This window comes from Bradyrhizobium sp. UFLA06-24 (genome assembly GCF_054967145.1).
In genome coordinates this window covers 15,168-38,429 of sequence record NZ_JADFUE010000049.1, presented here as the reverse complement: position 1 = coordinate 38,429, position 23,262 = coordinate 15,168, and the positions used below count along the sequence as shown (strand labels likewise).

23 protein-coding genes and 1 tRNA gene are annotated in these 23,262 nt (G+C 64.5%); 8 read left to right on the top strand and 16 right to left on the bottom strand.

Annotation, left to right across the window (positions count from 1 at the left end):
- Positions 1-34 precede the first annotated feature (34 nt).
- Entirely contained in the window at positions 35-1,582 is a 1,548-nt protein-coding gene (locus IF809_RS28960) for an alkaline phosphatase D family protein (RefSeq protein WP_462839252.1), read from the top strand.
- Between the two features lie 6 nt (positions 1,583-1,588).
- Here the strand turns inward: IF809_RS28960 and IF809_RS28955 are convergent, their stop codons facing one another.
- Positions 1,589-1,972, bottom strand: coding sequence for a response regulator (locus tag IF809_RS28955; RefSeq protein ID WP_164938372.1), 384 nt, complete (start codon positions 1,970-1,972; stop codon positions 1,589-1,591).
- Between the two features lie 187 nt (positions 1,973-2,159).
- Here IF809_RS28955 and IF809_RS28950 point away from each other — a divergent pair, with 187 nt between their 5' ends.
- From IF809_RS28950 to IF809_RS28940, 3 genes are all read left to right on the top strand, one after another.
- Entirely contained in the window at positions 2,160-2,936 is a 777-nt protein-coding gene (locus IF809_RS28950) for a Crp/Fnr family transcriptional regulator (protein WP_128963316.1), read from the top strand.
- Between the two features lie 293 nt (positions 2,937-3,229).
- Complete coding sequence (typA, locus tag IF809_RS28945; protein ID WP_128963315.1) at positions 3,230-5,056, top strand: translational GTPase TypA; 1,827 nt, start codon at positions 3,230-3,232, stop codon at positions 5,054-5,056.
- A 175-nt stretch (positions 5,057-5,231) separates the two neighbouring features.
- Complete coding sequence (locus IF809_RS28940) at positions 5,232-6,476, top strand: flavin monoamine oxidase family protein (protein ID WP_462839251.1); 1,245 nt, start codon at positions 5,232-5,234, stop codon at positions 6,474-6,476.
- Between the two features lie 98 nt (positions 6,477-6,574).
- On the opposite strand, the gene IF809_RS28935 is transcribed toward IF809_RS28940, so the two are convergent.
- Genes IF809_RS28935 through IF809_RS28920 form a run of 4 tightly spaced genes read right to left on the bottom strand, consistent with a single transcriptional unit; the run spans position 6,575 to position 9,670 of the window.
- On the bottom strand, positions 6,575-6,982 hold the full coding sequence (locus IF809_RS28935) for a thiol-disulfide oxidoreductase DCC family protein (RefSeq protein ID WP_462839250.1): 408 nt from the start codon (positions 6,980-6,982) through the stop codon (positions 6,575-6,577).
- Positions 6,982-8,307 (bottom strand): DoxX-like family protein, encoded by a 1,326-nt coding sequence (locus tag IF809_RS28930; protein ID WP_462839249.1) that lies wholly within the window; start codon positions 8,305-8,307, stop codon positions 6,982-6,984. The genes IF809_RS28935 and IF809_RS28930 overlap by 1 nt, the downstream gene beginning before the upstream one ends.
- Positions 8,308-8,315: 8 nt before the next feature.
- Entirely contained in the window at positions 8,316-8,783 is a 468-nt protein-coding gene (locus IF809_RS28925; RefSeq protein ID WP_462839248.1) for a DUF2269 family protein, read from the bottom strand.
- A complete protein-coding gene (locus IF809_RS28920) occupies positions 8,780-9,670 on the bottom strand; it encodes a dienelactone hydrolase family protein (protein ID WP_462839247.1) in 891 nt (296 codons plus the stop codon). Before IF809_RS28920 ends, IF809_RS28925 begins: the two co-directional genes overlap by 4 nt.
- Positions 9,671-9,936: 266 nt before the next feature.
- Between IF809_RS28920 and IF809_RS28915 the strand changes: the two genes are divergently transcribed.
- Positions 9,937-10,446: a GNAT family N-acetyltransferase gene (locus IF809_RS28915; protein WP_128963308.1), complete on the top strand. Its 510-nt coding sequence runs from the start codon at positions 9,937-9,939 to the stop codon at positions 10,444-10,446.
- A gap of 212 nt (positions 10,447-10,658) precedes the next feature.
- Positions 10,659-11,192: an inorganic diphosphatase gene (ppa, locus tag IF809_RS28910; protein WP_128963307.1), complete on the top strand. Its 534-nt coding sequence runs from the start codon at positions 10,659-10,661 to the stop codon at positions 11,190-11,192.
- A 173-nt stretch (positions 11,193-11,365) separates the two neighbouring features.
- Here ppa and folD read toward each other — a convergent pair whose 3' ends face one another.
- From folD to IF809_RS28895, 3 genes are read right to left on the bottom strand one after another with little or no spacing between them, the layout of a single operon-like run.
- Positions 11,366-12,250, bottom strand: a complete 885-nt coding sequence (folD, locus tag IF809_RS28905) for a bifunctional methylenetetrahydrofolate dehydrogenase/methenyltetrahydrofolate cyclohydrolase FolD (protein ID WP_128963306.1) — start codon at positions 12,248-12,250, stop codon at positions 11,366-11,368.
- 9 nt (positions 12,251-12,259) lie between these two features.
- On the bottom strand, positions 12,260-12,586 hold the full coding sequence (locus tag IF809_RS28900) for a DUF167 domain-containing protein (RefSeq protein ID WP_462839246.1): 327 nt from the start codon (positions 12,584-12,586) through the stop codon (positions 12,260-12,262).
- Between the two features lie 33 nt (positions 12,587-12,619).
- The gene (locus IF809_RS28895) at positions 12,620-12,910 is read right to left on the bottom strand and encodes a YggT family protein (RefSeq protein ID WP_092289808.1); all 291 of its coding nucleotides are present in this window, start codon (positions 12,908-12,910) and stop codon (positions 12,620-12,622) included.
- 211 nt (positions 12,911-13,121) lie between these two features.
- Between IF809_RS28895 and IF809_RS28890 the strand changes: the two genes are divergently transcribed.
- Positions 13,122-13,197 (top strand) — tRNA-Ala (locus IF809_RS28890).
- A gap of 110 nt (positions 13,198-13,307) precedes the next feature.
- Here IF809_RS28890 and IF809_RS28885 read toward each other — a convergent pair.
- From IF809_RS28885 to IF809_RS28855, 7 genes are all read right to left on the bottom strand, one after another.
- Positions 13,308-14,120 carry an enoyl-CoA hydratase gene (locus IF809_RS28885; protein WP_462839245.1) on the bottom strand — a complete coding sequence of 271 codons (813 nt, stop codon included), beginning with the start codon at positions 14,118-14,120 and terminating at the stop codon, positions 13,308-13,310.
- 108 nt (positions 14,121-14,228) lie between these two features.
- Complete coding sequence (locus IF809_RS28880; protein WP_462839244.1) at positions 14,229-15,023, bottom strand: glutamine amidotransferase; 795 nt, start codon at positions 15,021-15,023, stop codon at positions 14,229-14,231.
- 129 nt (positions 15,024-15,152) lie between these two features.
- A complete protein-coding gene (locus tag IF809_RS28875; RefSeq protein WP_462839243.1) occupies positions 15,153-15,932 on the bottom strand; it encodes an SDR family NAD(P)-dependent oxidoreductase in 780 nt (259 codons plus the stop codon).
- Positions 15,933-16,162: 230 nt separating this feature from the next.
- Positions 16,163-16,651 (bottom strand): tellurite resistance TerB family protein, encoded by a 489-nt coding sequence (locus IF809_RS28870; protein WP_462839242.1) that lies wholly within the window; start codon positions 16,649-16,651, stop codon positions 16,163-16,165.
- Positions 16,652-16,786: 135 nt separating this feature from the next.
- A complete protein-coding gene (locus IF809_RS28865; protein WP_462839241.1) occupies positions 16,787-18,196 on the bottom strand; it encodes a DUF5939 domain-containing protein in 1,410 nt (469 codons plus the stop codon).
- Positions 18,197-18,246: 50 nt separating this feature from the next.
- Entirely contained in the window at positions 18,247-19,614 is a 1,368-nt protein-coding gene (locus tag IF809_RS28860) for a cytochrome P450 (protein WP_462839240.1), read from the bottom strand.
- A gap of 50 nt (positions 19,615-19,664) precedes the next feature.
- A complete protein-coding gene (locus IF809_RS28855) occupies positions 19,665-21,035 on the bottom strand; it encodes a hydrolase (RefSeq protein ID WP_462839239.1) in 1,371 nt (456 codons plus the stop codon).
- Between the two features lie 136 nt (positions 21,036-21,171).
- Between IF809_RS28855 and IF809_RS28850 the strand changes: the two genes are divergently transcribed.
- Positions 21,172-22,860 carry an MFS transporter gene (locus IF809_RS28850; RefSeq protein WP_462839238.1) on the top strand — a complete coding sequence of 563 codons (1,689 nt, stop codon included), beginning with the start codon at positions 21,172-21,174 and terminating at the stop codon, positions 22,858-22,860.
- 111 nt (positions 22,861-22,971) lie between these two features.
- On the opposite strand, the gene IF809_RS28845 is transcribed toward IF809_RS28850, so the two are convergent.
- On the bottom strand, positions 22,972-23,187 hold the full coding sequence (locus IF809_RS28845; protein WP_128963297.1) for a cysteine rich repeat-containing protein: 216 nt from the start codon (positions 23,185-23,187) through the stop codon (positions 22,972-22,974).
- Positions 23,188-23,262 lie beyond the last annotated feature (75 nt).

The window sequence follows — 23,262 nt, the reverse complement described above, 5'->3', positions numbered from 1 at the left end:
TCGGCGGGGCCTGCGCGATCTCGAGAGCATCGCCATGAAAATCAGATTTTCCCGCCGCAAATTCCTCACCACCGGCGCCGGTGCGCTCGGCGCGATCGCGATGCCGCATCTGTCGCGCGCGGCGGACCGGCCCATGGTCACCCATGGCGTGCAATCCGGCGACGTCACGGTGGACGGCGGCGTGATCTGGGCGCGGACCGACCGGCCCGCACAGATGCTGGCCGAGGTGGCGACGACGAATTCGTTCAAGAACGCCCGCGCGCTGCCGCCGATCGCCGCGCTGCCCGAGAGCGACTTCACCGCCAAGATGCTGGTGGAAAATCTGCCCGCTGGCCAGGACATCTTCTACCGCGTCCGCTTCCGCGATCTCTCGCACACCGCGATCGAAGGCGAGCCGGTGGTGGGCCGCTTCCGCACCGCGCCGGCCGATCGCCGCGATGTCAGCTTCGTCTGGGGCGGCGACGTCGCGGGCCAAGGCTGGGGCATCAATCCCGATGACGGCGGCATGGTCACGTTCGAAACCATGCGCAAGCACCGGCCGGATTTCCTGCTGCATTCCGGCGACACGATCTACGCCGACGGCGTGATCCCGTCCGAAGTCAAGCTGACCGACGGCAAGGTCTGGAAGAACGTCACCATCCCCGAGAAGGCCAAGGTCGCCGAGACGCTGGACGAGTACCGCGCCGCGCACAAATACAATTTCACCGACGACAATGTCCGCGCCTTCAATGCCGAAGTGCCGATCTTCGTGCAGTGGGACGATCACGAGGTGACCAACAATTGGTCGCTGTCGAAGGATCTTCCTGCTGCCTACAAGGTGCGCGACATCTCGCTGCTGGCGGCGCGCGCGTCTCGCGCCTTCCACGAGATGTATCCGATGCGCGAGAGCATCAACGAGCCGGGCCGGGTCTATCGCCAGATCTCCTACGGGCCGCATCTGGACGTCTTCGTGCTCGACGAGCGTAGCTATCGCGGCCCGAACGGCGCCAACCTGGAGACGGAGTACGGCCCGGCCAGCTACTTCCTCGGCCCAGAGCAGATGGCCTGGTTGAAGCGCGGCCTGCTCAATTCGCGCGCGACCTGGAAGGTGATCGCCTCCGACATGCCTCTCAGCCTGATCGTCTACGACGATGCGACCAACAAGAAGGGCTCGGAAGCCTTCGCGCAGGGCGACGGCCCGGCACGCGGCCGCGAGCTCGAAATCGCCGACATCCTGCGCTTCATCAAGATGGCGCCGATCAGGAATACGGTGTGGCTGACGGCGGACGTGCACTACGCCGCCGCGCATTATTACGATCCCAACAAAGCGCAATTCCAGGATTTCGAGCCGTTCTGGGAATTCGTCTCGGGTCCGCTGCATGCCGGCACGTTCGGCCCGAACGAGCTCGACAACACGTTCGGCCCCGACGTGCGCTTCATCAAGGCGCCCGGCCTGGACAAGCAGAACCTGCCGCCCTCCGCGGGCATGCAGTTCTTCGGTCACGTCAAGATCGACGGTGCCTCCGGACAGATGACCGTGACGTTGCGCGACCGTGCCGACGTCGCGCTATGGTCGACCACGCTGGATCCGAAATTCGCCTGAAGCTGCTCAACCGCCGCGGATCTGCAACGCCGCCTCCAGCGCATCGCTGGAGCACGGCTTCTGCAGACGCGGACGGCCGGCAAATTGGGCGGGAATGCCGGTCTCCGCGCCATAGCCGGTGACGAAGACAAAGGGAATGTCCAGCGCGGCGAGCCGCTCGGCGATTGCAAAGCTCTTCTCGCGGATCAGCTCCACATCGAGCAGCGCGAAGTCCGGCGCACGTGCCGCGATCGCGTCCAGCGCCTGGGCCACCGAGCCCACCGTGCGCACGCTCCGCACGCCGAATCCGAGCAGGCGGTCCTCGAAATCAATCGCAATGATCGGATCGTCCTCGACGATCAATACGTCGGCAGGGATATCGGCCGAGCCGTCCGGGGAGGCAGGTATCATGGTCCTGGCTATTGAGGGTTGCATCGTTGTCACCGGTCAGGACAGCCTCATGCCGACACCTGCGCCCAGCGCATCGGAGGGTTCCCGGAACGAAACTCACCACAGAACAGTTTTGTCGTCTGTCCACATGTGCACACAGCCCTTGGACGGAACTCGCTAATGTGGAGTGCAGGACAGGGAGTTCACGATGGATGCGCGGATCAGCAAGGCCAACGAGGTCGACACCCGGCCCGCCAACAATCTGCTGCGGCGTTTGAGCGCGGTCGATTACGCGCTGCTCGCACCGCACGTCACCGTGGAGGATATCGGCGCGAGCCATCTGCTCTACAATCCCGGCGACGATGTCCAGGTCGTGCACTTTCCCTGCGGTCCGTCGCTTGCGACGTTTCTCGTCCCGAATGAAGACGGCCGCGACGTCGAGACCATCCTGGTCGGCCGCGAAGGCGCGGTGGGCGGCATCGTCAGCGAAGGATTCCTTCCGGCTTATACCCGCATCTGCGTGAAATTCGGCGGCCCGTTCGCGCGCATCCACGTCGGCAAGCTGGAGGCGGCAAAGGCCCGCTCGCCGTCGCTGCGCAACATCTTCGCCCGCTACGCCGATTGCATGCTGGCGCAGATCTTCCAGTCGACCGCCTGCAACGCGATTCATTCGATCGAGCAACGCACGGCGAAATGGATCGTCGCGGCGATGGAGCGGACCGGCGACGAGAGCAGCGTGCCGCTGACGCACGAGCAGCTCGCGACACTGCTCGGCGTCGGCCGCTCTTATGCCAGCCGCGTGCTGCAATCGTTCAAGGCCGAAGGCGTGCTCGACACAAGGCGCGGCGCGATCCTGGTCCGCAATCATGACGGCTTGCGCCTGCGCGCCTGCCTCTGCAATGACGCCGTGAAGCTGCATTTCGAGGAGGTGCTGCGCGGGGTCTATCCGTCCGAGGAGCCCGAGAGCCGCGCCGCGCCGGGCTGACCGGGACAGCCGGCTGCGCGAATATCAGGCCGATTTGGACGTGATCGCCTAAGCTCCGGGGATTCCCGGACAAAATTCAATCAACCAACTCCGAAAGAACGCATTGTTTTTTGGCGTTTTTTCCCTATATTGCGCCGCAAACGCATTGGGCTACCCGGTCGATATGGCCGGGTTTCCTTTTTGGGCGTAGCAGGCCCCGTTTTCCACGTTTCAGCGTTGTTCCCGCGAACAGGTCCCGGCTTGACCGGCGAGATCGCGCTTAACCCATTGTCCGACCGCAAAGAAGCTCGCTCATGAATCTTCGTAACGTCGCCATCATCGCCCACGTCGACCACGGCAAGACGACCTTGGTCGACAAGCTCCTCCAGCAATCCGGCACGTTCCGCGAGAACCAGAAGGTGACCGATCGCGCCATGGACTCCAACGATCTGGAGCGCGAGCGCGGCATCACCATCCTGGCCAAGGCGGCCTCGGTGCAGTGGAAGGACACCCGCATCAACATTGTCGACACTCCCGGCCACGCCGATTTCGGCGGCGAAGTGGAGCGCATCCTGAACATGGTGGACGGCGCGCTGGTGCTGGTGGACGCCGCCGAAGGCCCGCTGCCGCAGACCAAGTTCGTGGTTTCCAAGGCGCTCAAGGTCGGCCTCAAGCCGATCGTCGTCATCAACAAGGTCGACCGCCCCGACGCGCGCCCAACCGAAGTCATCAACGAGGTGTTCGATCTGTTCGCTGCGCTCGACGCCAGCGAGGAGCAGCTCGACTTCCCGATCCTCTACGGGTCGGCCAAGCAAGGCTGGATGGCCGATAGCCCCGAGGGTCCGAAGGACAAGGGCATGGAGCCGCTGTTCGACCTGATCCTGCGCCACGTCGCGCCGCCGAAGGTCGAAGAAGGTCCGTTCCGGATGATCGGCACCATCCTGGAGGCCAATCCCTATCTCGGCCGCATCATCACCGGCCGCATCTCGTCCGGCGTGCTCAAGCCGAACCAGCAGGTCAAGGTGCTGCACGCCGACGGCAAGCTGGTCGAGTCCGGGCGTATCACCAAGATCCTGGCATTCCGCGGTCTCGAGCGCACGCCGCTCGATGAAGCCGAAGCCGGCGATATCGTCGCGATTGCGGGCCTCACCAAGGGCACAGTCGCCGACACCTTCTGCGATCCCACCGTCGAGGTGCCGCTCCCGGCGCAGCCGATCGATCCGCCGACCGTGTCGATGTCCTTCATCGTCAACAACTCCCCGCTCGCCGGCACCGAAGGCGACAAGGTGACGAGCCGCATGATCCGCGACCGTCTCTTGCGCGAAGCGGAAGGCAATGTCGCGCTGCGGGTGGTCGAGTCCGCCGACAAGGACGCCATGGAAGTCTCCGGCCGCGGCGAATTGCAGCTCGCGATTTTGATCGAGACCATGCGCCGCGAGGGCTTCGAGCTCTCGGTGTCGCGCCCGCGTGTCGTGTACCAGAAGGACGAAGCCACCGGCGCCACCCTGGAGCCGATCGAGGAAGTCGTGATCGACGTCGACGAGGAGCATTCCGGCGTCGTCGTGCAGAAGATGAGCGAGCGCAAGTCGGAGCTGATCGAGATGAAGCCCTCGGGCGGCAATCGCCAGCGCCTGGTGTTCTACGCGCCGACCCGCGGCCTGATCGGCTATCAGGGCGAACTGCTCACCGACACCCGCGGCACCGCGATCATGAACCGCCTGTTCCACGGCTATGCGCCGTACAAGGGCGAGATCCAGGGCCGCCGCAACGGCGTGTTGATCTCCAACGACCAGGGCGAGGCGGTGGCCTATGCCATGTTCAAGCTGGAAGATCGCGGCCCGATGATGATCGAGCCCGGCTGGAAGGTCTACAAGGGCATGATCGTCGGCGAGCACACCCGCGACAACGATCTCGAGATCAACGTGCTCAAGGGCAAGCAGCTCACCAACATCCGCACGACCTCGAAGGACGAAGCCGTGCGCCTGACCCCGCCGATCCGCATGACGCTGGAAAAGGCGCTCGCCTACATCGAGGACGACGAGCTCGTCGAGGTGACGCCGAAGTCGATCCGCCTGCGCAAGAAGCACCTCGACCCGAACGAGCGCAAGCGCGCGGAAAAGGCCAAGGAAGCGGTGGCGTAAGGGCACCAGTCTCTCGCGCTGTCATTTCCCGCGAAGGCGGGGAATCCAGTACGCCGCGGCTTCTCGACTCGACAACGACCGTCTCTGGAACACTGGATCGCCCGGTCAAGCCGGGCGATGACAGTTGTGCGCGCGGCGGCTTCAGCACGCTCCACGAACGTGCTAGAGCCCACTCATGTCCCTTCCCTCCTCCGTCGACGTGGCCATCATCGGCGCCGGTGCGTCCGGCCTCGGCGCAGCGCATGCGCTTGAAGGCTCCGGCCTCTCCGTGATCGTGCTCGAAGCCCGCGACCGGCTCGGCGGCCGCGCCTGGACCGTGCAGGCTTCGCCTGAAGTGACCTTCGACGTCGGCTGCGGCTGGCTGCACTCGGCCGACAAGAACTCTTTCGTCCCGATCGCAAAGCAGCTCGGCTTCGAGCTCAACAAGGACCTGCCGCCCTGGCGCGAGCGCGCCTATGGCAATGCGTTTCCGCAAAACGAACGCGACGATTTCATCCGCGCGATGGACGCGTTCTATGAGCGGCTGTGGCAGGCCGCGCAAAAGGGCAAGGACCAGCCCGCAAGCTTGAGCCTGGAGCCGGGCAATCGCTGGAACCCGATGATCGACGCGATCTCGACCTACATCAACGGCTGCGAACTCGCGGAGATGTCGACGCTCGACTGGGATGCCTATGAGGACAGCGAGCTCAACTGGCGCGTCCGCCGCGGCTATGGCGCGCTGATCGTGGCCTATGGTGCGCCCTGCCCGGTCGCACTGAATTGCGACGTCACGCTGATCGATCATTCCGGCAAGCGTGTCCGCGTCGAGACATCACGGGGCACGCTGACCGCGAAGAAGGTGATCGTCACCGTGCCGACCAATCTGATCGCCCTTGAGGCGATCCGCTTCTCACCGCCGCTTCCAACCAAGGTCGATGCCGCAGCCGGCCTGCCGCTCGGCGCCGACGACAAGGTGATGCTCGCGCTCGAAGGCGCCGAGGCCTTCCCGAAGGAAGCAAACCTGCGCGGCGCCACCATGCGCACCGAGATGGGCACCTATCATATCAGGCCGTTCGGCCAGCCCTGCATCGAAGGCTTTTTCGGCGGCAGCTTTGCCCGCCAGCTGGAAGAGGCCGGCGCAGGAGCCATCGCGGCGCACAGCATCGACGAGATCGCCAGCTTCCTCGGCAACGATATCCGCCGCAAGCTGAAGCCGCTTTACGAATCGCGCTGGGCGCGCGATCCATTGGCGCGAGGCTCCTACTCGCACGCGCTGCCGGGGCATGCGGGAGATCGCGCCGTCCTGGCCGCGCCCGTGGGTGGGCGACTGTTCTTCGCGGGAGAAGCGACGTCCCCGACGTTCTTCACGACGGCGCATGGGGCGCGGGACTCGGGCGAACGAGCAGCAAAGGAAGTGCTTGCGGCTTTAGGCAAGCCGTAGCCATACACTCCGTCATTGCGAGCGCAGCGAAGCAATCCAGAATCGTTCCGCAGAGGCAGTCTGGATTGCTTCGTCGCTTCGCTCCTCGCAATGACGAATCATTCCATCACCCGCGCCCGCAAATCCGCATCCGGCACGAAGCACGAATCGTACTTGCCGAAGATGCGATAGCGGTTGCGGGCGACGAGACTGTAGACGGGGTCGCGTAGCGGCTTGGGCACGGCCAACAGCATTCGCACCCAGCCCCAGCCCGGCAATTGCGACAACACCGTCAGCGCCGCATCGGATTTTATGAATACGTCGTCACCATGAACGACAGCGTTTGTGTCCGGATCGCGTGGGTCGATCCCGAACGCGCGCGCGAGTTTCGTCCCATACTCCGACTGGATCGGCGTGAAACGAAATCGTCTCGCCGTGTCGCGCTTGGCGACGAATCTCACCCAGCGCGAGCAGAAGATGCAGACGCCGTCGTAGAGGATCACGTGGTCGTCGGGCCACTTCGCCATCAGCGATTATCCAGCATCAAGAGCGCCACCAGCATCAACACGATCGCCGGCCCTGTTTTCACCAACGCGCCGAGCGGCTCGATCCAGAGATCGGGCGTCAGGATCGCCGCGCCGAGCACATAGCCAAGCGAGGCGATGATGCCGGCAGCCAGGCCGACCGCTGCCGTCCGCCGGAAGGCAATCAACACGCCGATGCTGATGTCCATCAGGCTGGTGCCGATCGTGATGGGGTCGACCAGCGCCGGCGGGAAGTTGTGCGCGCCGAGGATCGCAGCGGCGGCGCGGTAGGACACGAACAGAGCGATTACGCCTGAGACCAGCCAGAATACGACCAGGCTTGCGACGATCAGCGCCTTGATCAAGAACAGCCGCGCGAACCACTTGTCCTGGATGGTCGCAGGATGACGCCCGATCGCATCCACCAACGTCTTCGGCACGATCCCGCTGGCGGCGATCCATTCGGAGGGATCGCCGGTGACGCCGCGGCGGAGCTCGGCGAGCGCGGTGGTGCGCATCGGCGGTCTCCAGCCGAGCGTGCTGACGAGATCGCCGATTTTGGCGCCGAGATCGAGCATGAAGGATGGCATCGCGACATGGCTCGATCCGGCCGTGCCGAACGCAAGCCGGAATTGCTTGATGACTTCAGCCATCGTGATGGGCTGGGATTGCATCAAGTCCCAGGTCACTGCCTTCACGGACGCGTCGTCGATCTCGCGCGCGGCGAGCCAGGCGATCGTCGCGGAGATATCCTCGACCGCAACGGGCCGGAATGGCCTTGCCATCTCGGCATCAGGCAGATCGAGCGGAAAGGCGGCAAGGGCGCGCAGCATGGCGCTGCCGCCATAGGCCGACGGCGCCACCACGAAGCCGGGCCGCAGGATGGCGTGGGGAATGCCCGATGCCGCGATCAGCCGCTCGGCCTCGCGCTTGGTCGTGGCAAAGGCGGTGCGGTCGGCCTCAGCGGTCCCGGGGATCGAGATATGCACCAGCCGGATCGCGCGGCCGCTGCCGGCGATCGCCCGGAGCAAGCGCGCGACGAAGTCGCGATGCACCGCATCGGTGTCGCTGCCGCTGCCGGGGCCATCCTGGAGCACGCCGAGACAGTTCACGACGACATCGACCGCATGCGCGTCCAGCACGTGTGTCAGCGCGGCCGTATCGAGCGACAAGATCGGCAGCTCGATATCGAATGCGCTCATCGTCTGCGCCGGCGACAGCTTTCGTGCGAGACCGACCACGCGAAAGCCGCGGGCGCGCAGATCGTCCGTGACGAAGCTGCCGATCAGGCCGGAGGCGCCAAGCACCAGAATTGTTCGCTGGGCCATCGCGTCCTTCAAAATGGTTTTGCGATCATCAGCCAGAGGATCAGCATGGTGGCGCCGAAGCCGGGGAAGCCGAACGCGAACCAGCGGCGAAACAGCACGAAGTAGCGTTGGGGCAGCGCGGCCTGCTGCTCCGCGGCCTTGCGCGCGAGATCGCGCATCTCGATCTGCATGAAGACGACCGGAATCCAGAACACGCCCGCGATGGCATAAAGCGCGAGCGAGGCGAGGATCCAGCGCTCGGTGATCGCAGTTGCGGAGAGCATCATCAGCAGGCCGCCCGTGACTGGTTGCAGGATGACGGCCGACAGCGTGAAGATCGCATCTGCGATCACCACCACCGAAGCCGTTCGGGCGATGAACTCCGCATTGCCAGTGCGATGCGCCATCAGCATGAAAAACGCGATGCCCGATCCGGTGCCGAGAATGACAATGGCGCCGAGCACGTGCAGATATTTGACAAGGACATACAGCGTCATGGCTTCTTGGTCGCCGCAGGTTTTGGCAGGTTCAGCGCGCGCGCGAGCTCGCCGCTTGCGGCCTCGACGCCGGCCTCGGTTTCGATCATCCAATGGCCCTCGCTGCCCACGGCCGGGAGCGTGCGAAGATCATCCTTGCCGCCGCCGCTGCGAAACGCGTCCGCCAATTTTTGCGAAAATGCCGGCGCGAAGTAGCTGTCATTGGCTGCGATGAGCGATGTGACGGAAATGCGGGCGGCCTTGCCGAATTCGGCAGCGGCCGCGAGAAGCGTATGCGGCGCGCAGATCCTGCCCGGTTCGTCATTGGCGTGACCGCCTCGCCCTGGCGCGAACGCGACGATCGCGGAAATCGCTTTCGGATCGGCATTCGCAAGCGCCAGTGCACCCCAGCCGCCAGCGGAATGGCCGATCACGACCGCGGCATCCGCGCGAATAAAGTCCTGCTTTTGCAGATAAGCCAATGCGAGCGAGATTTCTTCCGCAGTGGTGCGCCCCGCATGAGCATAGTCCGCTTCGTCACAGCCGCCCTGATCTTCGACGTAGCGGCCACCCGTCGCACCATGGCCGAGCCGCTCCGGCACCAGCACGGCGAAGCCGCGCGCAACGAGAAAGGCTGCCAGCGCGCGATATTCCGGCTGCGGCATTTGCGCACGACGAAGCACGTTCTGCGTCGACGCATGTGCGATCACCGCAAGCCGGAACGGACCCGCCCCCGCGGGACGAAACAACAGCGCGCGCGCGGCAATGCCGGTATCCGGTGACGGCACGCGCCATTCCTGTCGGCGGAATGGTCCGCCCTCCTGTCCCGACGGCCCGAACGTGAGCTGGGCGCGCGCAGTCGGCATGACCAGCAGAAGGACAAGAGCAAGGGTGTTGAAGAGCCGCATGAATGACCGGAGGCGAGCACGGACAGCAACGCCCACACTAGTAGGAACGAATCATTCGAGGCGGACTTTCTGCGCTGCCATTGCAGTTCATTCGTGGTCGCACCGCAGTTTTGCACCGACCATGGCGTGGTCGGTGCCGTTCAAAGTGCCCTCTTGTCTTTTTTCGGCACAACCTGGCTAAAATACTGATGCAGAAAATCCACAGGTTAACCGATAATTAACGATAGGTCTTGCCGCCAGCGCGGCGACTTGGTTTGATCGCGTCCATGAGCACAACCCTGATCGAGGTCCGTCCGGCCAAAGCTGCAGATGCAACTGCGGTGGCGTCCACCCATGACGAAGCCTGGCGCTCCGCCTATCAGGGCATCATTCCCGGCGCCGAGCTGGAGAAGCTGATCAACCGCCGCGGTCCGCAGTGGTGGGACAGCGCGATCCGCAAGGGCAGCCGCGTCAGCGTGCTGGTGTTCGGCGACAAGATCGCGGGCTACGCCAATTACGGCCGCAACCGCGCCCGCAGCCTGCACTTTGACGGCGAGATCTACGAGCTTTACCTGCGCCCCGAGTTTCAGGGCCTCGGCTTCGGCCGCCGGCTGTTCACTGCGGCCCGCCGCGACCTCATGCAGAGCAATCTGAAGAGCATGGTGGTGTGGGCGCTCTCGGACAACGATCCGGCCACCGAGTTCTACCGCGCCTTGGGCGGCCGCATGGTGGCGCGCTCTTCGGAGCGATTCGGACCTAAGGCGCTCGACAAGGTTGCCTTCGCCTGGACTAACTAAGGCTTGGATGAACTAAGGTTGGTCCGATTGAGCTGCTGATGCTTTAATCGGCAGCATTGATCCGTCCGTCGATACCGCCCGCTTTTGCGCCGGTGATCGCTGGATTCATTTTTTCACAAAAACACCATGGATCAGCGGGCCAAGCCCGCGTATGACAGCGCCAAAATCGCTGCCGGGCGCGATTTACCCTCGGCAACAACGGAGCCTTCTGAATGCGTATCGATGCGGTCTCGATCGGAAAAAATGTCCCCCACGACGTCAACGTCATCATCGAAGTCCCGGTGGGCGGCGAGCCGATCAAATACGAGATGGACAAGGAGGCCGGCACGCTGGTGGTCGACCGCTTCCTGTACACGCCGATGCGTTACCCCGGTAATTACGGCTTCATCCCGCACACCCTGTCCGATGACGGCGATCCCTGCGACGTCCTGATCGTCAACACCCGCGCCATCATCCCCGGCGCAGTCATGAGCGTCCGTCCGGTCGGCGTGCTGTTCATGGAGGACGAGGCCGGCGGCGACGAGAAGATCCTGGCGGTGCCGTCGTCGAAGCTGACGCAGCGCTACGACAAGGTGAAATCGTATTCCGACCTGCCCGACATCACGCTGCAGCAGATCCAGCACTTCTTCGAGCACTACAAGGATCTCGAGAAGGGCAAGTGGGTGAAGATCCTGCGCTGGGGCGGTCCGGAGGAAGCGGCGAAGCTGATCCTCGAAGGCATCGAGCGCGAGAAGAAGAAGGGCTGAGCTTTCGACCCGAGCACAGCTGCGCTCCCTCGCCCCGTTCTTACGGGGAGAGGGTTGGGGTGAGGGGCCTCCCTCCACACGCTACGCTATGACGGACCTGTACCCCCTCACCCGAATTCGATCTGCGATCGAATTCGACCTCTCCCCGCAAGCGGGGCGAGGTAAGAAAATAGCTACACCGCCGGCTTCGGCAGGCCTGCGATCGCGCAGGCGGCGCGGAGCGTGTTCACCAGCAGGCACGCCACCGTCATCTGGCCGACGCCGCCCGGCACCGGCGTGATCGCACCGGCGACGCCAAGCGCTTCCTGATAGGCGACGTCACCGACCAGGCGGGTCTTGCCGTCGTCCTGCGGAATCCTGTTGATGCCAACGTCGATCACGGTCGCACCCGGCTTCAGCCAATCGCTGCGCACCATCTCAGGCCTGCCGACCGCGGCATAGACCAGGTCGGCCTGCTTCACGAGCCCGGGCAGATCGCGCGAGCGCGAATGGGCGATCGTCACCGTGGCGTTCTCGTTCAGCAGCAATTGTACCAGCGGGCGGCCGACCAGATTGGAGCGGCCGATCACGATGGCGTTCATGCCTTCAAGCGAAGCATGCACGCTCTTGGTCAGGATGATGCAGCCGAGCGGCGTGCAAGGCGACAGCGCCTGGAAGCCGCCGGCAAGCCGGCCGGCATTGTTCGGATGCAGGCCATCGACATCCTTGGCGGGATCGATCGCATTGATCACGGCCTCGGTGTCGAGGCCCTTGGGCAGCGGCAGTTGCACCAGGATGCCGTGAACGGCGGGATCGCGGTTGAGCTTGGCGACCACGGCCAGCAGGTCCGCCTGCGAGACATCGGCGGGCAGCTTGTGCTCGAACGAGGCCATGCCGGCGGCCTGGGTCTGCTTGTGCTTGGAACGGACATAGACCTCGCTGGCGGGATCATTGCCGACCAGAACGACTGCGAGTCCGGGCACCAGATTGTGCTCACGCTTGACGCGGGCGACCTCGCCCGAGACGCGGTCGCGAAGGTCCGCGGCGATGACTTTTCCATCGATGATCGTGGCCGTCATGTCAGTTCCTTAGTCCTTCGATTTGACCGATGCGAGCTCGCGCAACGCCTCAGCAAGCCGTGCCGGATCGCCCTCGACCGCGACCTGCTTCAGTCGGGACGTCGCCCCCGATAGCAGACTGATACTGGCCTTGGGCACCCCAAGCGATTTTGCCAGCAGCGCCAGGACCGCGCGATTTGCCTCTCCGCCGTCGGCGACGGCACGCACGCGCAGCTTCAGCACGCTGCGGCCGTCGGACAACTGCTCGATACCGTCGACGGCGTCACGCCCCCCACGCGGCGTCACCCGCAGCGCGATGCTGATGCCCGTGGTGGAGATGCGCCAAGGTTCGGTCAAGGGGCCATCAAGGCTCGGTCGCGGTTCCGCTGGTTAGGGCACGTTCGGATAGACGTACTCAGCGAGATAGAGCTGAATCAACCACAGCACGAAGAAGGCAACGATCGGAGAGACGTCGAGCCCGCCCATGTTGGGCAGCCTGCGCCTGATGGGCCCCAGGACCGGTTCGGTGATCCGATAGAGAAACTCTGCGACCGCGCCGACGAACTGGTTGCGGGTGTTCACGACGTTGAACGCGATCAACCAGGACAGGATTGCCGATGCGATCAGCAGATAGATGTACAGATTGATGATCTGGATCAGAATGAAGACTATCGGGCGCATCAGCGAAACACTCTCTGGGCCTGTGTCGTTGGGGCAGTGTTTTGGGTGGTGTTTGGGTTACCTTGGCTAGATATCGGTTCCCCCCGGCCCAAACAAGGGAAGTCGGTGCCCCTCTTGGCTAAAACCCGCTTACACCCGTCCTTGACTTGACCTTGGCGGGGACTTAAATGGCGCCCGGTTGTCGGCCGCGTTTACCAGAGCGGCCAGCAAAGGGGCCATAGCTCAGCTGGGAGAGCGCGTCGTTCGCAATGACGAGGTCGGCGGTTCGATCCCGCCTGGCTCCACCACGCTTCGCCCTTCGGGCTACGCGTGGCGCAGCCACGAGGAGCCCACAGGGTGAAGCGTGGTGTCCGGCGTAGCCCGAAGGGCGAAGACGGACTGATTGAGGAATTCCCCCCTACTTCCCGGTAAACCTCGGCGGCCGTTTTTCCATGAAGCTCGCCACGCCCTCCCTGAAGTCGCTGCCGTTCAGCGCCACCATCATCTCCCTGTTCGCCTCGATCGTGGCTTCGGCCAGGGTCTGGAACGGCACCTCGTAGAGCTGCCGCTTGATCACGGCCATCGCGCTCGGCGAGACGAAATCGGCGAGATCGCGGGCATAGGCGTAAGTCTCCTCCCGCAGCTTCTCGGGCGAGCAGAGCCGGTTCACCAGCCCGATTCGCAACGCCTCCTCGCTCGAAACGCGGCGCGCCGAGAGCAGCAGGTCCATCGCATTGGCGTGGCCGACGATGCGCGGCAGCATCCATGAAATCCCGTGCTCGGCGATCAGGCCGCGGCGCGCGAAAGCCGTCGTGAATACGGTATTGTCGGCAGCAAAGCGCAGATCGCAATAGAGGGCGTGGACCAGGCCGATGCCGGCGGTCGCGCCGTTGAGCATGGCGATGACGGGCTTTCCGATCGACGGATAGAAGCCGTAGCGCGACTGCCAGTCCGGACGGCGGTTCATGTCGAACGGCGGCAGGTTCGTCGCGCGTCTGACATCGTTGGGATCGAGCCCCTTCAGCGCATCCATGTCGGCTCCGGCGCAGAAGGCGCGGCCGGCACCGGTCAGCACGATGACGCGCACATTGTCATCGGCACGCGAGGTTTCCATCGCCTGGCGCACATCACGCTCCATGGTCGGCGTCCACGCATTCATGCGATCGGGACGATTGAGCGTGATGGTCGCGATCTTGTCGCTCACCTCGTAGAGAATGTGCTCGTAGGCCATCGCGCTCTCCCTTGGCTCCCGGCACGCGTTCGCGCGCACTCAACGGCAGCAAGCCTAGCATATTCAGCGATGGAAGGACTTGCGCGGAGGATCTGCGCAAGCGCGCGATTACTCGGCCGCTTGGGCCAGCACCGGCCGGCGTACCAGCCAGCCGTCGATGAAATGATCGAGCCAGGCGCGTTCGGCGGCGTCATAGACGGCACGGTCCGCGAAGTGATGATGCCGCTCGCGCGCACCCGGCGCGCTGAGGCCGTCATAGCCGCGCGTGGTCCAGCAATGCATCATCGCGTAGGTCACATCGGGGTGAAACTGCACGCCGAACGCGTTGCCTGTTCGGAACGCCTGATTTGGAAAGTCATCGCCTTCCGCCAGCAATTCGGCGCCTCGCGGCAATTGAAAGCCTTCGCGATGCCAGTGATACACCTGCGCCGGCCAGTCCGGACAGAGCGCGTGGCCGGCCGTGGTGGGGCGGATCGGATAGTATCCGATCTGGGTCAGCGCCTCCGGATGCGGCGCAACGCGTGCGCCGAGCTGCATCGCCAGCATCTGCGCGCCCAGGCAAATGCCGAGGAACGGCCGCTGCTCGCGAAGGGGAACTTCGATCCAGTCGATCTCGCGGCGGATATAGTCGTCCGGATCATTGGCGCTCATCGGGCCGCCGAAGATCACGGCACCCGCATGCGCATCGAGCGTATCGGGCAGGGGATCGCCGAAGCGCGGCCTGCGGATGTCGAGACGATGGCCGAGCGCGCGCAGCGCGTTGCCGACACGGCCGGGCGTCGAGGATTCCTGGTGCAGGACGATCAGAACCGGAAGCCTGGGTTCGGAGAGGGGCGCGCTCGGTCTCCTTCCTGGGAAGGGCACCACTTCTGCGCCACCAAACCTGTCCGTTCGAAACGACATGGCCTTTTGCGAGTGCTATCGGTTCAAGCCGCCAGCATAGCTAAGCGAAGGTTAACATCGTGTGAGTTTGCGCACACTGCAGCGATCCTGAAGCAAGCTCCGGGCCAATACGGACGGCTTGCGTCTTCCTCAATGCCGCCGCCGCTGGAACCGGCTGGTGGCAAACAGGATAAAGGCGCGCGGGAAAAGACGCAGCGCGAACGGCACAATCTTGATGCCAAATCCCGGCAGCACTGCCCGTTTGTTCGCCATCAGGCCGCGATAAGCTTGCCGCGCAACCTCAGCGGCGGAGACGTTGAGAATGGCGGTATCATGCCCGGAGCCGACGCCGGCGCGCTCCTGGAATTCGGTCGGCACCGGACCCGGACACAGCACGGTGACGCGAACGCCGCGTGGCGCAAGCTCCGCGCGCAGCGCCTCGGTGAACGAGATCACATAGGCCTTGGAAGCGTAATAGACGGCCATGCCGGGACCGGGCAGGAAGCCGGCAACGGAGCCGACATTGAGCAGGCCGCCCTTGTTCCTGATGAGCTGGTCGGCAAAGCGCAGCGACAGATCGGTCAGTGCACGGACGTTGACGTCGACAATGCCGACCTGCTCGTCGCGATCGCGTTCAATGGCGTCGCCGAAGACACCGAAGCCGGCGTTGTTGACGAGATTGTCCAGCTCGACCTCTTCGGCAGCGAGCGCGGCCGCGATCCGTTCGCCCGCATCCGCTTGCTCGAGATCGCAGGCGATCACGATCGGCTTCTTGCCGCACGTCGTGGCAAGCTCGTTCGCGAGCGCCTCGAGCCGGTCGGCACGTCGCGCCGTGAGGGCGAGCCGGTGTCCGTTCGCGGCAAACACACGCGCCAGCTCCGTGCCGATGCCCGCCGAGGCTCCGGTGATCAACGTTACGCGCTCAGTCACGATTGCAGTCTCTTGAATTGAAGTCTTTTGGCCCCGTAATGGCGGAACTGGAGCATAGGCCGCGCGCGACAGGCAAGCGTCACCGGCAGCATGGCTGCCTGAACGGGCAACAGGGAAGGCGGGGAAAACCCCGGATTCTCAGAGGAATCCGGAATCGGGTCGCGCGAACGCTACATTAAAGTTTCGTCATGTGGTCCGCACAACCGGCAATGACCGCGCCTGCCGGTGGCTCAGCCGCCGACGGCGCTGTCCTTGACCTGACTGACGGCGCGGTCCGCGACTGCGTGCTTCAGTTCGATGCGGTCGCGCTGGGAAATGCCGAGCAGGTCGGAAGCGCGCCAGACCACGTTGTCCTCGAACTCGGTGACTTGACCGTCGGCATAGACCAGCTCCCACATCATCTGGACGATGCGCTTGCGGCCCTCTTCGTCGAGCGAGCGCATGATGACGCTGGTGAAGTGATAGAGATCGACCGCCTCGCCCTCGACCTGGGTCGCGTCGGCGATCAGCCGATCGGCGGTGCCGCGATCGAGCTTGAAATGGCTTTCGATCAGGCTATGCAGCTTGCGCTGCTCGGCCGGCGTCGGCTGGCCGTCGAGCGAGACCACGTGGATCAGCAGCGCGGTCGCCGCCAGCCGATAATCGCTGTCGCCGAAGGCACGGTCCTGGGCTTGGGGAGCAACAATGTCGGCGATGAATTGGCGCAGGCCGTCGAGCATAAGATCCTACCGAAATCGATGACGCCGCGAGGGAAGCACGCGGTTACCAGCATTATATGAGCAGAAAATTCAACCGGCGCAACGTGCGTCAGTTCCGCGCGCTGCATTACGTTTCGGCAATCTGGCAGTACCGCCTCACGGTATCTCGTACACCACCATCTTGTCGGCGATGCCGCGCAACGCCGCCTGCTTCTGGATCGGCTTGATCTCGCGCCGCTGGAGAATCTCGGCGACCGCGGGCGCGTCCAGGACGGGGCCGGTGACGTGAATCTCCTGCGCGGTCGACAGGCTCTGCACGCGCGCGGCGATGTTGACGGTCTGACCGAAATAATCCTGCCGCTCGTTCAACATCACCGCAAGGCACGGGCCTTCGTGGATGCCGATCTTGAGCACGAGGTCCTTGGCACCGCGCTCCTTATTCAGGTCATCCATCGCAGCACGCATGCGCAGCCCCGCGGTGATCGCGTGTTCGGGCCTGACAAAGGTCGCCATGACCGCGTCGCCGATCGTCTTCACGACGGCGCCTTTCTCGGCGGCGATGATCTCGAGCAGCGCTCGGAAATGCGCGCGCACCAGATCGAAGGCGCTGAGGTCGCCGACCCGCTCGTACAGCGCCGTGGATCCTTTCAGGTCTGTGAACAGGAAGGTCAGGGACGTGATCTTCAATCGCTGGTCGACATTGAGATTGTCGGCCTTGAAGACGTCGCGGAAGGTCTGGTTCGACAGCATTCGCTTGGCGGTCAGGATCGGCTTGCGCTTGCCGAGCATCTCGTGCAGTGCGTCGGCGGCGATCCAGACCGAGGGCAAGACGCGATTGCCCGATTGATTTTCCAACGTGAGGCGCATCGGCCCGGGGCGCACCACCGTGGTCCCGGTCGGTGCCTCCAGCTTGTTGAACATGATCGAAAGCTGCTGGCGTTCGCTGGTCGGCTCGCCCTGGACATCCAGGAAATGAGCGGAATGGGTCACCGGCTCGAACACGATGATGAAGTGGCTAGGCAGGTTCAGCGAGAGAATCGCCTTTTCACCGGGGGGCAATTCCAGCGCTTCGAGCGTCACCTCGTTGATCAGGCGTGAAAAGGCCTGTTCGTCGATGTCGACGCCGGAGCTCCAGAACATCTGCCGCACATATTCCCAGATCGGCAACGTGTCGGGATCGTGAGCACCGATGCGGCGGACCCGCGGACTGACGGTGAAAGCCACCTCGACCATCTCGTCGACGGACGCCTCGTATCCGGCTGCACAGAGCGCGCAATTGTAGTCTTCGTGCTTGAGCGATTTCAGCGTCGTATGCGCGCCCAAGACCCCGCCACAGCCGGGACACAGCACGTTCCAGCTCATGTCGAACAGACCGAGCCGCGAGGCGTGCAGGAATCCGGATATCACCTTCTCCTGATCGAGCCCGGCGCGATCAGCAAAATCCAGCACATTGATGCGGTTGAGGTCGCGATCGTGGCCACTGGCGATCAGCTCGGCGATGGCCTCGACGACGACGGGATCGGCCGTCTGCTTGAGAACGGAAAACTGGGCCTGGATGTCGCTCATGGCGTCACTCTGTCTTTGTTGGATCACGCCATCGGCCGGGCGATCGCCCGTCACCGACGCGTGATGCGGAACATTGGGGAGTGGTCCGGCTGCGTCGTAACAACACCGCACGGAATGACGGGATCGGCGTCGACGAGCTCGACGCGAAATGCGCCGATCAGCCGCGCCAACGCCAGCACGGACTCGGCTTGCGCGAACGGCGCGCCGATGCAGACGCGTGGCCCCGCGCCGAACGGCAGATAGGTGAAACGGTCGGGCGTCTCTCTCGACATGAAGCGTTTTGGGATGAACGCGTTCGGCTGATCCCACAGCTTCTCGTGCCGATGCAGCAGCCAGGGCGCGATCATGATGATATCGCCTCTGCTGACGGCAGCGCTCGCCACATTGTCCTTGTCGCGCGCGGCGCGGGCAATCAGGAAGGCCGGAGGATAGAGCCGCATGGTCTCGTCGATCACGGCGCGGGTGAATTTTTGCCGATCGATATCGGCGATGCTGTCGAGATGCTCACCTGATGTCTCGAAGGCGACTTCCTCCTGCGTCTCCGGATCGAGCGCAAGCAGATAGAGCGCCCAGAACAGCGCGGTCGCGGTCGTCTCATGACCCGCGAGGATCATGGTCGCGACCTCGTCGACGAGCTGCTCGTCGGAAAACCCCTTGCCCGTTTCAGGATCGCGCGCCTCGTCCATGAGATCGAACAGATCGCGCGGCGGCGCGCCTTCGTTCTTGCCCGCCGCGCGCCGCTCGGCAATCAGCATCGCGACGAATTCGGTCCAGCGCGCGCGGAAGCGGGCGCGCGCCCGATCCATCGGCGTCGGCCAAGACACGGGCAGCAGCATGTCGAGGAAGTAGGCCCGCCCGAGCCGCTCGCCATATTCCATGACGAAGTTGCGCAGGGTCGGTCCGTGCCGGTCCATACCGAACGAGAACATCGTGCGCCCGGCGATCTCGAGCGTCATCCGCTGCATGACCTCGCGCAGATCGACCGGCTCGCTTGTCCGCGCATCCAGCTTCGCGATGGTCTCGTCGAGCACTGCCGTCATGTGGGGGACGAGGTTGGCGGTGGCGCGTGGCGTGAACGCCGGCGACAGCGTGCGGCGTTGAAATGTCCAGGAATGACCTTCGGCAAGCAGGAGACCGTCGCCAAGCACCGGACGCAGCATGCGGATGCCCGCCGGCGTCCGCGTGTAGTTCTCGTAATTGTTCAGCAGCACGTGCCGAATCGCGTCCGGCTGGTTCAGGATGAAGCTCTTGTGCAGGAAGAAGCGGCCCTGGATGATCTCTTCCTCATAGGCGCGCTGCCCCCAGGTTGCGATCATGTTTCGCCTGATCATCGCGAGCCGGCCGAAGAACGACAGATCGTCCGGCGCGCGCGGCGGGGTCGGGGGGATGATGGGCCGCCGCACGCTGGCGATGTTCATGGCTCTCTCCCGCAGATGTCGTCCCAGTAAAAGCTTGCGCAGGCAAATAGCTAGTAAGTCAGTTCGGCAACCGCAATCCTGTTCTCGGAGGCCGGCCAGGCGCGCGCCACGATTCGTTCTTCGTTGAACTGGGCCACGACGTTACGCCCGACATCACTGGCAGAAAGGCGCAGGGTTGCTGTCGCATCCACGGGCACGCCCGGATGGACGTCGGCGGGCTCCTTGCCGTCGAACAGGACGATGTCCCGCGGCAGGCCGAAATAGCCGCGCGGACGCGACATGATCACCACGGCACCGGCGTCCTTGTCCTCGGGCGTGAACGGGCGCGCGGCGCGCAGATGCACGACGTCGGAAGAGCGCGGGAAGGGCGAACGGTAGAAGTGCGTGATCGGGGCATCCGGCGAGGTCAGGACGATTTCGAGCGGCCAAGCAGACTCGACTTCGACCGGTCCCCAGCGACCGTCTGCACCCGTCGTCGAGCGGTGCACGACATCGCCTCTGCGCTCGCCGCTCTCGCGATCGACGTGATGGACCTCGACTGTCGCCCCGGCAACCGGACGGTTGGTCGGCACGCCGTCTGCAGCGCCGGAGACCAATCCGCCGAGGCGAACAGTCCGCTCCGGCGTGATCGCGATACGCGCGGGTTCGCGGCCGGCGATGAATTTGTAGATCTCGCGGAACGCCCGCGGAGAATACGCCGTCTCGCGATGGTCGATGGCGCCGAGCACGAGGTTGGTCGCGCCTTTCAGCTCCGGCCCTTCAGCCGTGACATTGGTCGGTACGCCCGGCCTGCCGATAAAGCGGCCATCGGGTTGCGCGTATTTGTCCATGCCGTCGCTGCGCAAGGTGAGGAAGGCGACACCGGGCGTGACCTCGCTGTCACCCTCGTTCAAGCCGCGCAGGAAGGCGCCGCGTCCGTTGAACTCGCTGCCCAGGAGATCATCGAGCGCAAACACGCCGTGATTGGGCGTGCCGCACAGAACGGCGTGGCTGACATCGCCGGCCCCGCCATTCTTGATGACGTTGCGGATGGAATTGCCGCCGCGCGAGTTGCCGACCAGCGCGACGCGCGACGCGCCGGTGCGGCGCTTCAATTCAGTGATGGCGGCGGCAAGCTCGCGTCGCTGATCTTCGGTCGAGGAGCGATTGGCCTGCTCGACCGTGTCGTCGGTGCGCGCGGTGGGATTGGTGAAATTGACCGCCATCATGCGACCGTGCGCGATGCCATTTGATTCCATCCGCCACAGCGTCGTCATCCAGAGCGCGTCGTAATCGCCATTGCCGTGAACGAACAGGATCGGCGGCGCCTCCGTGCCTGCAGCCGCGGACGGCGCTTGCGCCAGCGCGTCCATCGGTAAGTTCGCAACCGCGAAAGCGAGGCCGCCCGCACCTTGCAGGATCGTCCGTCGTGACAGCTTCATCTGTTCCTCCCCGGTAAAACCATGTCTTTGCACCGCTTATAGCGGCCTAACCACTGGACAGCGAAGGACTTTCGCAGGCATCACTGAAGACGCCGGAATCATGAGGCCATTTCTGCCAGACGACTGGGAAGGGGATATGACCGAGCAGACGAACCGTCAGAGACGTTCCGCCGACGGCATCACCGCCCCCCTCCGCTACACCGTATTCCGGCGCATCTGGCTCGCCAGCCTGCTCTCCAATCTCGGCCTCCTGATCCAGGGCGTGGGCGCGGCCTGGGCGATGACGCAAATGGCGGCCTCTGCCGACAAGGTAGCACTGGTGCAGACCGCCCTGATGCTGCCGATCATGCTGATCTCGATGCCGGCCGGCGCCATCGCCGACATGTACGACCGCCGTATCGTAACGCTCGTCGCCCTGATGATCGCGTTGACCGGCGCTTCCGCGCTCACGATCCTCGCCGGGCTCAAGCTGATCGCCCCGGAATCCCTGCTGGCCTTCTGCTTCGTCGTCGGCAGCGGCAACGCGCTGTTCGGACCGGCCTGGCAGTCGTCGGTCAGCGAGCAGGTGCCGCCGGACGCGTTGCCGTCGGCGGTGGCGCTGAACGGGATCAGCTACAACATCGCACGCAGCTTCGGCCCCGCGGTCGGCGGCGTGATTGTCGCCGCAGCCGGCGCGGTGGCGGCATTCGCCTGCAACGCGCTCCTCTACCTGCCGCTGCTGGTCGTGCTGCTGCTCTGGCGGCGGACCACGGAGCCGTCGCGCCTGCCGCGGGAGAAGCTCAACCACGCCATGGTCTCGGGCTTCCGCTACATCACCAATTCGCCGCCGATCAAGATCGTGCTGCTGCGCACCTTGGTGATGGGCCTGATCGGCGGCGCTGTGATGGCGCTGATGCCGCTGGTGGCCCGCGACCTGCTGCATGGCGGCGCGCAGACTTACGGCATCATGCTCGGCGCTTTCGGCATGGGCGCCGTGGTCGGCGCGCTCAACATCCACGAGCTGCGCAAGCGGATGAGCGGCGAGGCAGCGATCCGCGCCTGCACGATTACGATGGCGTTCGCCATGGCAGCGCTTGCGCTCTCGACCGAACCGGTGCTGACGGCGGCCGCGCTGGTGCTGGCGGGCGCGGTCTGGATGGCCGCCGTTGCATTGTTCAACATAGGCGTGCAGCTTTCGGCGCCGCGCTGGGTCGCCGGACGATCGCTCGCCGCATTCCAGGCCTCGATATCAGGCGGCATTGCCATCGGTGCCTGGGGCTGGGGCCATCTTACCGACTATGCCGGCGTCGAGGTCGCACTGCTGACCGCCGCGGGCCTGATGCTGGTCTCGCCGCTGCTGGGGCTCTGGCTCGCGATGCCGCGGGTCGGCGCCCGCAACGAGGACGCCGACGTGCTGGCCGACCCCGAGGTGAAGCTGTCGCTGACGGGACGCAGCGGACCGCTGGTGGTCGAGATCGAATATCGCGTGGCTCAAGAGAACGCGCGCGCCTTCCACAATGTGATGCAGGACGTGCAGCTCTCCCGCCAGCGTAACGGCGCCTATGGCTGGTCGATCGCGCGCGACATTGCCGATCCGGAATTGTGGACGGAGCGCTATCACTGCCCGACCTGGTTCGACTATTTGCGCCAGCGCAACCGTTCGACCCAGTCCGAACGCGCGCTGCATCAGCAGGCGATCGATTTCCATATCGGTCCCGAGCCGGTGCGGATCCGCCGCATGCTGGAGCGGCCGTTCGGCTCGGTGCGCTGGAAGGAAGAAACGCCGGACCGTGCCAGCGCCGAGGTGCTGCCCGTGGTCGCGACGGCGGCGGGGAGCAGCACATAGGTTTTGCTTCGTCGAGGCGCGCCGTCAGGCGCGAGCCCGGAATCCATCAGGCCGCATAATGCGTGGAGAAATGGATTCCGGATTCGCGCTTCGCGCGCCCCGGAATGACGATCACTGTCCGTGCTCCGTCAGCACCTTCTCGCAGGCCTTGCTGAGGCGCGTGCGGTGCTCTTTCAGGCAGGCGAGCACGGCGCCATCGCCATTGTTCATCACGGCCCGGCAAAAGCGCGTGACGTCACGCGCGCAGGCGTCGTGGCCGGGCTGCTGCTGCGCGGAGGCAGCCGATGCGCATAGAACAAAAGAGACTGTGAATAGAAATCTGGTCATCGCGTAATGCCTCGTACCCTTTGAGATATGCGGGCGAAGCTAGTGCGACGATCTCGTGGTCGCAACGGCTTTTCT